Source organism: Candidatus Uabimicrobium amorphum (genome assembly GCF_009002475.1).
Classification (GTDB): Bacteria; Planctomycetota; Uabimicrobiia; order Uabimicrobiales; family Uabimicrobiaceae; genus Uabimicrobium; species Uabimicrobium amorphum.
The window spans coordinates 1991780-2005249 of the sequence record NZ_AP019860.1 but is presented as its reverse complement, the minus strand read 5'-3'; the positions used below and the strand labels follow the sequence as shown (position 1 = coordinate 2005249).

At 39.8% G+C, this 13470-nt stretch carries 11 protein-coding genes and 1 pseudogene; all 12 read left to right on the top strand.

Annotated features, from left to right (window positions below; genetic code table 11):
- Position 1 precedes the first annotated feature (1 nt).
- The 12 genes and pseudogenes from UABAM_RS07125 to UABAM_RS07070 all read left to right on the top strand — a co-directional run bounded on the left by UABAM_RS07125 (position 2) and on the right by UABAM_RS07070 (position 13207).
- Positions 2-319, top strand: coding sequence for a YbaB/EbfC family nucleoid-associated protein (locus UABAM_RS07125; RefSeq protein ID WP_151967309.1), 318 nt, complete (start codon positions 2-4; stop codon positions 317-319).
- 12 nt (positions 320-331) lie between these two features.
- Complete coding sequence (locus UABAM_RS07120) at positions 332-1795, top strand: NfeD family protein (RefSeq protein WP_151967308.1); 1464 nt, start codon at positions 332-334, stop codon at positions 1793-1795.
- Positions 1796-1801: 6 nt separating this feature from the next.
- The gene (locus UABAM_RS07115) at positions 1802-2260 is read left to right on the top strand and encodes an NfeD family protein (protein ID WP_151967307.1); all 459 of its coding nucleotides are present in this window, start codon (positions 1802-1804) and stop codon (positions 2258-2260) included.
- Between the two features lie 36 nt (positions 2261-2296).
- Positions 2297-3301, top strand: a complete 1005-nt coding sequence (gene floA / locus UABAM_RS07110; RefSeq protein ID WP_151967306.1) for a flotillin-like protein FloA — start codon at positions 2297-2299, stop codon at positions 3299-3301.
- 32 nt (positions 3302-3333) lie between these two features.
- The gene (locus UABAM_RS07105) at positions 3334-3843 is read left to right on the top strand and encodes a hypothetical protein (protein WP_151967305.1); all 510 of its coding nucleotides are present in this window, start codon (positions 3334-3336) and stop codon (positions 3841-3843) included.
- A gap of 13 nt (positions 3844-3856) precedes the next feature.
- Positions 3857-4789 (top strand): annotated as a pseudogene (gene floA / locus UABAM_RS07100) (flotillin-like protein FloA); the annotation flags it as partial.
- Positions 4790-5341: 552 nt separating this feature from the next.
- Positions 5342-6868 (top strand): phenylalanine--tRNA ligase subunit alpha, encoded by a 1527-nt coding sequence (gene pheS / locus UABAM_RS07095; RefSeq protein ID WP_151967303.1) that lies wholly within the window; start codon positions 5342-5344, stop codon positions 6866-6868.
- The gene (gene pheT / locus UABAM_RS07090; protein WP_151967302.1) at positions 6859-8652 is read left to right on the top strand and encodes a phenylalanine--tRNA ligase subunit beta; all 1794 of its coding nucleotides are present in this window, start codon (positions 6859-6861) and stop codon (positions 8650-8652) included. Before pheS ends, pheT begins: the two co-directional genes overlap by 10 nt.
- 110 nt (positions 8653-8762) lie before the next feature.
- Complete coding sequence (locus tag UABAM_RS07085; RefSeq protein ID WP_151967301.1) at positions 8763-9974, top strand: MlaD family protein; 1212 nt, start codon at positions 8763-8765, stop codon at positions 9972-9974.
- Between the two features lie 7 nt (positions 9975-9981).
- On the top strand, positions 9982-11166 hold the full coding sequence (locus UABAM_RS07080) for a cytochrome c family protein (protein ID WP_173013171.1): 1185 nt from the start codon (positions 9982-9984) through the stop codon (positions 11164-11166).
- A 9-nt stretch (positions 11167-11175) separates the two neighbouring features.
- The gene (locus tag UABAM_RS07075; RefSeq protein ID WP_151967299.1) at positions 11176-12189 is read left to right on the top strand and encodes a DUF1573 domain-containing protein; all 1014 of its coding nucleotides are present in this window, start codon (positions 11176-11178) and stop codon (positions 12187-12189) included.
- 124 nt (positions 12190-12313) lie between these two features.
- Entirely contained in the window at positions 12314-13207 is an 894-nt protein-coding gene (locus UABAM_RS07070) for an alpha/beta hydrolase (RefSeq protein ID WP_151967298.1), read from the top strand.
- Positions 13208-13470 lie beyond the last annotated feature (263 nt).

Genomic DNA, 13470 nt, shown 5'->3' with positions numbered 1-13470 from the left:
AATGTTTGGTAATATGTTTGAGCAGATGCAAAAAGCACAGCAAGAGATGATGAAAATCCAAAGCGAATTGAAAAACAAAACTGTAGAAGCGAGCGTTGGCGGAGGTAAGGTTATAGCGACTGCCAACGGAAATCAGCAAATTGTCAAAGTGCACATTGATCCAGAGCTTATGGCCGAAGATCCCGAGTTTCTAGAAGATATGATCGTTGCTGCAGTGAACCAAGCTTTAGAAAAATCAAAAAATCTTTTCCAAAAGGAAATGAGTCAGCTGACAAACGGGCTGGATGTAAACAATATTATGAAAATGTTCCAAAAGTAATGGAAAAATAACATGAAAAACCTTTTTTTATTTTTGCTACTCACAGTGTTCGCTTTCTCACAAAACGATGCGCACACTGTTTACAATCTGAAGGTGCAAGAACCACTATCCAACAACTTAACAAAAGTTATCATTAATAAACTCAAAGCGGTAGATAAAGATAGTGCGAAAGTCATCATCCTGGAAATTAATTCTTCCGGAGGCAAAATTGAAGCTGCAAATATGATTTGCCGTGAGTTAGACGCTCTTGCAGAGAGCGGAGTACCTACCTACGCATACGTGACTCAGGCCCAAGGTGCTTCAGCGCTATTGGCCATTGCGTGTGAAAAAATTTATATGCAACCTGGAGCTACACTAGGTAATGTTGTACTTAAGACCACCTTTGGCGGTATCGACAAAGAAGGCATAAAAGTTGCTAAAGATTACTTTACCACTTACGCAAAGCGCCACCTATATCCCACGGCGTTAATGCAAAGTATGGTAGATCCAGATATGGAAGTACGTCAAATTAGCTATCGCGCACAGCCGTTGTTTAAAACTACGGAAGAATTGAATGAGATGCGTAGCGACCCCACAAAACCAAACAAGGAAATCCACGATAAAGGTATTGTTGTTAAGAGAGGGGCTGTTGCCATTTTTAGCGCCAAAGAATGTAAAGATTTTGGAATATGTCGTGAGATGTACACCACAAAAGCAAAACTACTTGATGCACTTAACTTAACTGAGTACAATGTAGAAAAAGTTTCAAACGTCAGTTCCGATACCTTAACACAATTGTTAACAAACAAATGGATACGCATCTTGTGTTTAACTCTCGGCTTTTTGGGAATACTCATTGAATTTTTATCTCCCGGTGTTGGAGTTCCTATCCTTGGTGGAATGTCGTTCTTGTTTTTATTTTTCATTGGTGGATCATATGCAGGGTTAGTTGAATCCTGGGAAATAGTGATTTTCATCTTTGGACTAGGATGTATTGCACTTGAAATTTTCGTGATGCCAGGTATGATTGTCATCGGTGTTGCTGGGGCCGCGATGTGCTTTGCAGGTGTTCTTTTATCGATGCAAACTTTTGTATATCCATCAACACAACAACAAGTTAGCATATTTATGGGTAACATGATGGCCATTACCATGAGCATTGGGGCAAACATTGCAATATTCTTTTCTATATCAAATCTGTTTCCCAACAAAAAACCTCTAGGCCCACTTTCCTTAGAAAAAGCAGATATAAGCAGTGAATACAACGAAGCTCTTGCTAAAAACCAAGAACTTGTTGGAAAAACAGGTAAAGTAATTGCAACTTTACGGCCTTCGGGAAGAATGGAAATGGACGGCGAATATTACGATGTGGTTACCCAGGGCGGTATGATTAACGCTGGAGAAACTGTATCTGTTTTGTTTGTTGAAGGAACTCGTATTATTGTTGAGAAAGCCGAAGCAGAGCAAGCACAAGATACAGAAAAAACAGAGGAATAGTAAAAAATGCAATTTGAAATTATATGCCTTATCTACATCGCCGGACTTGTGATCCTCTTTACAGAGGTGTTTGTTCCTGGTGGAATCGTAGGTGTGATAGGTAGCATTATTATTGTAAGTAGTATTTATTTCGCTTTTACAGATCTCGATAGTCCCATCTATGGATTTTCGCTTATTATTATATCGATTATTGTTATACCAATGATTATATCTTGGGGACTAAAGCGGGCAGTGCTCGATGATCAACAATCGGTAGAAGCTGGTTATGTTTCGTCGCAAGATGGCATTGAGGAGCTTCTTCACAAAGAGGGAGTCACTAGTAGTATGCTGCGCCCCGCAGGTATCGCAATCATAGAGAAGAAACGCTATGATGTAGTATCTGAGGGCAACGTTGTCGAAAAAGATACTCCAGTGAAAGTAGTGAAAGTAGAAGCAAACCAGATCTTTGTGCGCCCGATTAACTAAGGCGGAAAAATAAAAATATTTTTAAGGAATATTTAAATGACATCGGAAATACAATTTATTGTGTGGCCAGTCGTTGGTATATTTGGTCTTATTCTTTTCATCATCCTATTCAAATTCGGTTTTCTATGGATCCAAGCTTTTGCATCAGGTGCAAGAGTTTCTTGGATGTCTTTGATCGGGATGTGGTTTAGAAAGATAAATCCCAACGTGATTGTTGAAAGCCGTATCATGGTAGTAAAAGCCGGTCTAAACGTAGAAGCAAAACACTTAGAATCGCACTACCTGGCAGGCGGAAATGTACCAAATGTAATTAGAGCCTTGATTGCGGCTAACAAAGCAAACATTCCTCTACTATTTTCTAAAGCCGCGGCAATAGACCTCGCAGGTCGTGACGTACTCGATGCGGTACAAACTTCCGTAAACCCAAAAGTAATCGATTGCCCTGGTCGAAAGTCAAAAAAGAAAACAGTTGACGCTGTTGCAAAAGATGGTATCCAACTAAAAGCAAGAGCAAGAGTTACGGTAAGAGCAAACCTTGACCGTCTTGTGGGTGGGGCGACAGAGGAAACGATCATCGCACGTGTTGGTGAAGGTATCGTAACCACAATTGGTTCGGTGGAAAATTATACCAAAGTACTCGAAAATCCAGATATGATCTCTAAAAAAGTATTGGAAAAAGGTTTGGACTCTGGTACTGCTTTCGATATTCTTTCTATCGATATTGCTGACGTTGATGTTGGAGACAACATTGGTGCGAAACTACAAGCCGATCAAGCGGAAGCTGATAAGCGCGTAGCGCAAGCAAAAGCAGAGAAAAGACGTGCGATGGCTGTTGCGCACGAACAAGAAAAAATTGCAGAGATTCAAGAAAATCAGGCGAAAGTTATTATGGCAGAAGCCGAAATTCCTCAAGCAATTGCCGACTCCTTCAAACAAGGGAAGGTTGGACTCATGGATTACTACAAACTGCGTAATGTCATGGCCGACTCTAGTATGCGTAATGCTTTAGCTGGTGAAACTAACAGTGGTTTTAAAATATAACCTTGTAATCCTTTCATAAAAGGACCAATTTCATGGAAGATTTTTTAACTTTTCTGATAGTGTTGATCTTTTTTATTGGGCCAGCTCTACGAAAGCTATTTGAAGGACAGCAAGGAAATGTACCACGCAAAAACCGTTCTCGTGAAGAAGTCAAAAAATATTTAGAGAGAATGCGCGCTTTACAAGAACAATCGGCAGCTCTATATGAAGAGCCGGTTGTTGCTGAAGTAGAAGAAGAAAAAGCTTCTTGGCAAACAGAAAATCGCTTTTCCTCTTATGAGGAAAAAGAAAGTAATTTTGACAGAATTTCACAAGCGGTAGAGCAAGATGTTGTTCAACATGTGGCGGAACACATTGACAATATACATCCTTCAATGGAACAAGCCGTAGTAGAAGGAACTACAACCACTACTACGAGTACCAATAAAAAAGCAAGACTAGAAGAACTTATTCTAGAAAATAAGCGGTTCAATGATATTCAACGAGCCTTTGTGTTGTCGGAAATTTTCAATAAACCGAAATCGTTGACCCAGGATATTTGAGTGAGGAATTATAATGATACACTTTTTACTAAAGGCTAATAACGAAATATTAGTTACTATTGGTTTTGTTGTAGCCGCAGTTGTTATCTTAGTATTGGCTTTAATCCTACTGAACTTCGGAATGTTGTGGATACAAGCAGCCTCCTCCGGCGCTCCAGTATCCATACGTAGTTTAGTGGGAATGTGGTTGAGAAAAGTAAATCCGAAAACCATTGTGGATGCGCTAATTATGTCCGTGCAGTCTGAAATAAAAGATGTGAACATCAAAGATTTGGAAACACACTACCTTGCACGGGGAAATGTGCCAAACGTAATACGCGCACTTATTGCAGCGAATAGAGCGAATATTCCACTTTCGTTCCCAAAAGCAGCTGCTATTGATCTTGCTGGACGTGACGTACTCGAAGCGGTACAAACATCCGTAAATCCAAAGGTAATTGATTGCCCAAGTGAAGATGGACGTACCACTATTGCCGCGGTAGCAAAAGATGGAATTCAATTGAAAGCAAAAGCTCGCGTAACAGTGAGAGCAAACATCGATCGTTTGGTTGGTGGAGCCAAAGAAGAAACGATCATCGCTCGTGTTGGTGAAGGTATTGTTTCGGCGATTGGTTCTGCGGAAACCCATAAAAAAGTACTCGAAAATCCCGACTTGATTTCTCAGTATGTACTTGGTAAAGGTCTTGACTCTGGTACCGCATTTGAAATCCTGTCTATTGATATTGCAGACGTAGATGTTGGAGAAAACATTGGTGCGCAACTTCAAGCAGATCAAGCGGAAGCAGATCGTCGTGTAGCTCAAGCGAAAGCAGAAGAGAGAAGAGCAATGGCGATTGCACAAGAGCAAGAGATGAAAGCAAAAGTCAAAGAAAATCGTGCAAAGGTTGTTTTGGCACAAGCAGAAGTACCAAAGGCAATTGCCGAAGCATTCCGCAAAGGAAATATTTACTCTGCAAAGGGTTAATAGTTATCTTTTAGTGTTGGAAGTTTATCTTCCAACACTGCCTCTCCATTTCAGACCTCCACAAACATTGCGATTTGCCCACCGCATCATCATACATAACCACATTTCTAACGACGGTTATGCAAAAAACAGTAAAATATAATGACGGTTCTTGACAGTAAAATACAATTCTCTTATCATACACAACAAAAGACCTCCCCACGTCATAAATGACCGCTATCAACAGGTCGCTGTTGTTTTATTAAGATGAAACTACTTTTAATTTGCAGTTGCAAGTGTACAATTTGGTCGTGTAATATGTTGAAGTGTTATCACGTACGGTCAAAATTGCAAAATTACTTTGTTATGTAGTTCGAGAGAACCATCAACAGGTCGCTGTTGTTTTATTAAGATGAAACTACTTTTAACTTGCAGTTGCAAGTGTACAATTTGGTCGTGTAATATGTTGAAGTGTTATTACGTACGGTCAAAATTGCAAAACCAATTTGTTATGTAGTTCCAGAGAACAAAATTTTCAATATTGGAACAAGAAAAATGTCTACACAAATTACAAATGAGCAGTATAAATTGTTTTCACTTGTTGCTAATACAGACAAGATTACGATAAAGCAACTTTGTGAGGAAACACAGATCGAACAACCCATGGTTATGGGTACGATGACTTTTGCCGAAGGTGAAGGTTGGGTTCACATTGAAGAATACAAAAGATTAGAATTAGTACCTACTTCCGATGCACAGGAACTTCTCGCGAATGGCTTAGCCGAAAGAAAGTTTTTGACTATTTTGCAAGAAAGCAATAACAGTTTGGCCATGCAAGACGTTGCAAAACGCGCAAAAGAAAATGATCTCTCAATGGGAGACATTATGAAATGGGGAATGGCGCGCGGATGGTTTAAAAAGAATGGCCAGAATTTAGAGTTAACTGACTCGGGAATAGAAGCAATTTCTCAAGAAGCACATGATGAACGAGCATTAAAGCTCGCGATAGAAAAACAAAGTATATTCCTAGATGAACTAGGCAATGATTTTGACGCACAGTATGTCGAAAAACTTTTGCGCCGTCGTGGAGAACTTGCCAAACTAAAAGAGCGTACCGTTCGTTATATTAATATGACAGACAAAGGCAAGGAAGTATTTCCCACACTACAAGTAAAAGAAGAAGGGGCTACTCTTTTAACACCAGAAGATCTTGCAAGCGGTCGTTGGAAAGATATCACACTTCGCCCTTATGATATAACGGAAAAAGCTGACATAAAAGTACCTGTAAAATGCCATCCTCTACAAAAAATTATACAAGAAACACGTCGGACATTTTTGGAAATGGGCTTTATTGAGACAGTTTCTCCGCACTTAGACACGGGGTTGTGGGATTTTGATGCTCTCTTTCAGCCACAAGATCACCCTTCACGAGACATGCAAGATACATTTTATATGAAAAAACCGCAATATGGTTCACTACCAAATCAAGAATTGGTAGAACGTATCAGCAGCACTCATGAAAACGGAGGAAATACCGGATCTAGTGGTTGGGGTTACAAATGGGATAGCGAGGAAGCACGACGTATGGTATTGCGTACGCATACAACGGCCTCGTCGATTCGCTACCTTTCCGAAAATCCGAATCCACCGAGCAAAGTTTTTTGTGTTGGTAGAGTATTTCGTAATGAAACAATAAGCTTTAAACATTTACCAGAGTTTCACCAAGTAGACGGAATTGTTGTGGATAAAAATGCATCCTTGTGCTCTTTACTAGGAACTTTACAAGCGTTTTATCGTAAGATGGGTTTTGACAAAGTAAAATTTAAACCATCCTTTTTTCCGTACACCGAACCATCAGCGGAGGTGTTTGTTTGGATGGAACAAAAAAGTTGTTGGATCGAGCTGGGTGGCTCAGGAATTTTTCGTCCAGAAGTGACAATGCCTTTGGGGTGCAATGTTCCCGTAATGGCTTGGGGTTTGGGTTTAGAGAGATTAGCGATGTTGCGCTATGGTATATCTGATATTCGCACTCTTTATGGATCGGATTTAGATTGGTTACAGGAGGCTAAGTTGTGCCAGTAATAGGAATATCGGTAAAACAATTATCAGACTTATTAGGACAGTCTATTACTTCAGAAAAGCTGTCAGATACACTGGAGTACCTTGGGTGCGACGTTGACGGTATGGGAAAAACAATCGTTTATCGCTGCCCAAATTGCGGCTTTTTCATGGAAAAACAAGAACACGAAGAGGGTCCTAAACGCTGTACGCAGTGTGGTCATGAACAAGAGGAAATTTTTGCTTCTGTAGACGAAGAAGAAACCATTCGTCTCGATCTCTTACCTGCGCGACCAGACCTTTTTGATGCCGGAGGTCTTTCGCGTACTCTCAAAGGTTATTTAGGCATTGAGAAAGGGCTTGCTGAATTCGATTTAGCTCCTGCACAAGTCGATGTTTTTGTATCGGACGAGCTACAAAGAGAAGAAAGTTATCGACCATATATCGCATGCGCCATTGTTCGTATAGCTGCTGTTGACGCTAAATTGTTGCGTACCATAATGAAGTTGCAAGAAAATTTACATTGGGGAATTGGACGTGATCGCAAATTGGCATCAATAGGTATTTACGATTTAGATACCATCAAAGGACCAATCTATTACAAGGCCGTTGCTCCGGAGGAGTTAGAATTTTATCCCTTGGGTAATGCCGAAGAAAAAATGACGCCCAAACAAGTATTGGACAAACATCCCAAAGGCAAAGCGTATGCTCATTTGTTGGAAAATAGCAAAAAATATCCTTTACTGATTGATAGTAGTGGGCAAGTATTGTCCATGCCGCCTATTATCAATAGCGAAGAAACAAGAGTGAGAGAGGGTAGTACCAATTTGTTTATCGACGTGACAGGTCTTACACAAACAGATGTACACAAAAGTTTGAATACCCTAGTTAGTTCTCTTGTCGAATTAGGTGGAAGTGTTGAGTTGGTAAATTTAGTACATGGCGAGACAAAAACGACGACACCTGATTTAGCTTTGCGCAAAATTAGAATAAATGCAGAAAGAGCACGAAGATGGCTAGGCATTAATTTCACTATTCCAGAATTCAAAGAATTACTGGAAAAAATGCGTTTCCGTGTAGATGGACGCTTTCCTAATTATGAAATATACTATCCCGGATTTCGTACAGATATCAAACACGAAGTGGATATCTTCGAAGATCTGGGGATCGCATACGGCTATCACAACATTCAGCCGAAAATGGTGGAAACCTTAACCGTAGCACAAGCACGACCAGAAGAACTGATTAGTGAAAAAGCACGCCAAATTATGCTAGGTTTAGGTTATAACGAAATTATGTCGCTCATGCTGACAACCGAAGCGAATCACTTCACTAAATTTCAGCTAACTCCTGGTGAAGATCATGCTATTATTGAAAACCCAAAGTTAGTGGAACACAACATCGTTCGTTGCCACTTAATGACAGGACTTTTTGAAAGTTTTGTAAAGAACAAACGTAAGCCAATGCCTCAAAAGTACTTTGAGTTGGGGAACGTGGTACACGTGGGCAATGAAAAACACGATACCAATACTTGGGAAGAAAGACGTTTGTGTCTTGCCATCATCGGGCCTAGGGCCAGTTATGCGGAGATACGTTCTTATGTAGATGGAATTTTGTCTGAATTAGGTTGGACAGGTACTTACAGTCGAAGTTCACATCCTAGTTTTATTGAAGGACGTTGTGCTGAAGTGGAAATTGCGACAGGTAAAATCGTTTTAGGTGAAATCCATCCGCAGGTAATTGTAAATTTTGGTTTGGGGAACCCTATTGCTGTTGCTGAAATTCCATTGGCGGTTCTGTTTAAGTAATCATGTTAACTTGTAATTCCCATTGAAATAAATATAAGTAGTACAAGGCGGTCTTTGGCCGCCTTTACTTTTAAATATAACTCCAAGTTTTAGAAAAACGGGAGAGTAAAATGAGTACAACCAAACGCGATTTTATTGTAGGAATTGTATTTTTCGTTGGTTTTATTGTTGTGGGGCTTTTTACAATTATCATTAAAGATTTTACTATTCTACAGGGGCGTAGTGCAAAAATGGCGATCATTTTTGACCGTGTAGATGGTTTGGAAGTGGGGCATAAAGTTCTTGCTTCGGGTATGGAAGTGGGGACTGTTTCTGAACTAAAACTACAAGATGATGGACGTGTAAAGGTCGATATCAATTTAGTAGAACCACTCAATCTTTATGATGGTTACCACATTAAAGTGAAAGACGCGAGTGCTCTCGGAGGGAAGTTAATCGACATTGATGTGGGGGAATCCAGCGAAGAAGAGGAACTCAAACCTCTCGTTCAATTTCCGGCAATTGCAGCAAAGTCAGAAAAAGTACAAGAATTAGAAGGTAAAGCCAAGCACTCAATACTCGATAATCCAGAAATGGACGAGCTTATTTCCGAATTAAAAGAGGTGGCAAAAAGTTTAAAAAGCGATGGGACAATTGGTTTGCTAATAAGAGAAAGAAAAATCTACGATGATATTTCCGTCGCGGTAAAAAATTTACGCGATATTACCGAAAGTCTCAAAAAGGCCGAGGGAACTCTTGGGCGCTTGCTATACGACGATAAACTTTATCAACGGCTTGACCAAATTTCCCAGGATGTCGCAGCAATCACTAGCCGTGTACGTAAAGGTAAGGGAACAATTGGACGACTAATACGCGATGATGAATTATATTCAAGTATTAAAAATACTATGAAAAATGCCGATAAAATATCGCAAAATATGTATGAGCTTACGGAACGTATTCAACGCGGAGAAGGTACAATTGGCAAGTTGTTTATGGATGACAAATTATATTCCGAGTTAGAAAAGACATTGAGTGATGCGCGCACCATGATCAATAACGTAAATAATACGGTTGACGGCATTAACAACGGTAAAGGAACTCTGGGGGTTCTTATTAACGACGAACAAATGGCCGCAGATTTAAAGAATACAATTGCCAGTTTGCAAAAAGTAGCGACGCGTTTAGAGAAAGGCGAAGGGACCATTGGTAAGTTAATGGCAGATGATGCACTATATACCGAAATTCGCCAGTTAATCAAAAGTTTTTCTGATTCCATTGAGGATGCACGTGAACAAGTTCCCATTACAACATTTACCAATATTTTATTCCGTGCTTTTTGAGGGTACTATGCAAAAGTTTTTATTTATGAGCTGCGTTGCGCTGCTATTTTTGTGTGGATGCGTGCAAGAACAACAAGTAGATACCTTAAACATACTGTTTACGGGTGAGGCATCGGGTGAGCTTGAGCCTTGTGGTTGTACAGGAATGAAAACAGGCGGCATTGCACAGCGCAGTGGTTGGATTCGCCATTTTCGCGACAGCGGTGGCAAATGGGTGCTCATTGATGGTGGTTTTGCTACGAAAAAGAGTGGGCGGCAACAGAAAATGAAATTTACCACCTATCGCAAGATGTTAAAAGTAATGGAGTATGAATTTTCTTGTGTCACACAGCAAGAGCAGAACTTAGTGACAGTGCCCAAACCATATTTTGGTGACTTTAGGGGCAAAAAATTTGTCATTTTGCGTTTAGAAACCGAACAAGATAAACAACAAGCACAAACGATCTTGCAACAGAAATCCATTGATTTAGTGATCGTGATGGCAAGGGGAAAAACCTCTTCGCAGGTTTCTGAGGGGTTTCCTCAAGGAGATTTTTGGCGAATATTTTTAATTAATGATGCGCAAAATCCCATAACTCCTTTTACACCACAAGAAAAAACGATCGTTTTGAGTGCGGGGGATCGTGGACGTTACGCTGGTGTTTTGCGGTTTTCTTGGGAAAAAAACGTATTTAGTTGGAAACACGAGCACATCGCAATTACCAACGAACATGGTGCCGATGAGAAAGTTCTTAGTATCCTGACAAACTATAAAAATACCGTAAAAGAAGCGCGATTGTTGGATTTTGAAATAAAAAGAAGTACACCTATTGGCTATGTGGGAACAGATATGTGCAAATCTTGTCATAAAAAAGAGTTTCAATCGTGGTTGACAAAACAAGATCATTCGCATGCTTTTGCCACTTTGCAAAAGCAAAATTACCATCACGACCCTGAATGTGTGAAATGTCATGTGGTTGGTTATGAATTTGCGGAAGGCTTTCGCAACTGGGAAGAAAGTGACTATCTAATTAATGTTGGTTGCGAAAATTGTCATGGTCCTGGCGCAAGACATGCTTTCGACCCTAAACCAGGTTATGGAAAAACGACAGGGGAGATGACATGTACCGTATGTCACGATAAAGACCATAGTCCAAAATTTGACTACAACAAATACCGAGAAAAAATTCGCCATTGGCCTAAAAATGAATAGGAGATTTTTATGTTTAGATTTATCTTGGCATTATTTTTCGTTGCGTTAGTAACAGCTCAAGATGATTTGGTAATTTCTCCTGAGACGATTTCTTTAGGAAAAATACCAGATAATAAAAAAATCGATATGGTTTTTACCATAACAAACAATAGTAATTCTACAGTGGTGATTGAAAAAGTCGAGACTTCTTGTGGGTGCTCTTCTGCCTACCCTACACCATCAGAAGTTTCCCCTGCGGGAACTTCAAAAATAAAAGCAAATTTAGATCCACGAGGGAAAAAAGGTTATTCTTCTTGGCAAATTAAGGTATTTACAAACTCGGTGAACACACCTATTGTTTATGCCTCTTTCGATGCCGATGTTTTACAGACAGGAACCGTATCACATAAATTTCTGAGCTTCGGCGAATTCCGTCGCGAAACAACGCAAAAAAAACAATTGTGGATTTCTCCCGAAAACAATCCAGATTTTAAAATTATCGCAATCAAACAAAATATTTTTGATCAACAGGGCGAATATTTTGACATTGAAGTAAAAGATGATGTCTATGCGGGATTTTACCCCGGGAAACGCCCGGCAAAATGTATTGTGTTGACCACAAAAAAAGATATTCCCTATGGACGAATTGACGGCGAACTGAGCATCGAAACAAATATTCCCGGATATGAAAAGATCAAAGTGGCGATTTTGGCAAGAGTTGCAGGTGACATTGGGGTACGTCCAGATACAATTTCGTTTGGACTACTACGTGACGGCAAGCCCAAGACGCGACATGCTTTTATTTATCATCGCAACGGCGAATCTTTCACCATCAAAGCAATGCATTCTCCCTGGCCAGAGCTATCTATTACCAAAGAAGAAATGATCAAAAATCAATATTATAAAATCATTGTCGTGTGCAAACCTTCGAAAAATATGAAGGCAGGCGAAATGCGTGATCACATTGTGATTGAAACCTCAGATGAAAAACAAACAAAGATAAAAATACCCTTGCAAGGTTACGTGATGAGCGGAAAAAAATAAATGGGAATCGAGGTGGAAATGTAGGGGCGGACCTTGTGTCCGCCCGTTCCCTAAAATAAAGGTGGACCTACGTTTTCAAATATCGACCCCACGAATCACGAGTTTATTTCTAGGAGAAGTTCAAATGCGTTACAGAGTACTAATATTTGCACTTATTTTTTTAAGTTATGCTACTGCAGAAAAATATCCAGCAACTTTTACAAATGTATCTTATGGACCAGACGAACGCAATGTGATGGATGTATGGGTTATTGATTCTCCTACACCTACGCCAGTTCTAATTTACATGCATGGGGGGGGATTTGTGACAGGGGATAAAAAGTATGCGCAAACAGACCCTATTTTACGGCAATGTATGGAAAAAAAAATTGCGGTTGTTTCGATTAACTATCGTTTTGTCACTACCCATCCGTACCCGGCTCCAATGCTCGACGGAAAAAGAGCTTTGCAATTTGTGCGTCATAATGCAAAAAAATGGAATATAAACAAAGAGAAAGTGGCACTACTAGGTTACTCAGCAGGTGCTTTAATGGGGTTGTGGCTGGGATTAAAAAACGACATGGCGGATCCGATGAATGAAGATCCCGTATTACGTGAATCAACACGCGTTCAGATTGTCGTACCTAAACAAGCTCCGACTTCGACAGATCCTATTTGGATTTTACAAAATATTGGCGGAGACGAACGAGTATATCCTTCATTACTCGACTTTTACGGTATTGAGTCTTTTGATGAGATATACAAACCAGAAATACGCAAAATAGCCTACGACTCTTCACCAATTAACTTTGTGAGTAATGATGATCCGCCGGTAGTTATGTATTATCATGGAGACTTAACGACAACGCCTTTGGCAAAAGATACACCGATGAATACTTCTATCCACCATCCACAATTTGGGGTACTACTAAAGAAAAAAATGGATGCTTTGGGTTTGCTTAGCTATGTTCACTATCGTAGCGCAGGCAGTAAGAAGACGATTATTTCTTTTTTGAATGAAGTTTTTTATAAAAATTAGGTTTTATTTTACATAGCTACAAAAAAAAATTATACCATTTTACGTGGAATATATCGCTGTATTTAAACAATATAATCTGTATATAGTCTACATCTGGATTCGCCTAGAGCTTTTTTGCCGTTGCTATGTTAGAGGATTACAAGTGGCTCATTACCCTTCGTAAAGGGAAGGTTATTCACCACTCTAGTGAATTTTCGGTAGCGTTTCTTTACGTACAATTGTATAATATAATCTAAATAGAGTGCTTTATTACTTTTTGGGAG

Coding starts and splice junctions, on each gene's coding strand:
- UABAM_RS07125 (WP_151967309.1), top strand. CDS start 2: ATGTTTGGTAATATGTTTGAGCAGATGCAAAAAGCACAGCAAGAGATG.
- UABAM_RS07120 (WP_151967308.1), top strand. CDS start 332: ATGAAAAACCTTTTTTTATTTTTGCTACTCACAGTGTTCGCTTTCTCA.
- UABAM_RS07115 (WP_151967307.1), top strand. CDS start 1,802: ATGCAATTTGAAATTATATGCCTTATCTACATCGCCGGACTTGTGATC.
- floA (WP_151967306.1), top strand. CDS start 2,297: ATGACATCGGAAATACAATTTATTGTGTGGCCAGTCGTTGGTATATTT.
- UABAM_RS07105 (WP_151967305.1), top strand. CDS start 3,334: ATGGAAGATTTTTTAACTTTTCTGATAGTGTTGATCTTTTTTATTGGG.
- pheS (WP_151967303.1), top strand. CDS start 5,342: ATGTCTACACAAATTACAAATGAGCAGTATAAATTGTTTTCACTTGTT.
- UABAM_RS07085 (WP_151967301.1), top strand. CDS start 8,763: ATGAGTACAACCAAACGCGATTTTATTGTAGGAATTGTATTTTTCGTT.
- UABAM_RS07080 (WP_173013171.1), top strand. CDS start 9,982: ATGCAAAAGTTTTTATTTATGAGCTGCGTTGCGCTGCTATTTTTGTGT.
- UABAM_RS07075 (WP_151967299.1), top strand. CDS start 11,176: ATGTTTAGATTTATCTTGGCATTATTTTTCGTTGCGTTAGTAACAGCT.
- UABAM_RS07070 (WP_151967298.1), top strand. CDS start 12,314: ATGCGTTACAGAGTACTAATATTTGCACTTATTTTTTTAAGTTATGCT.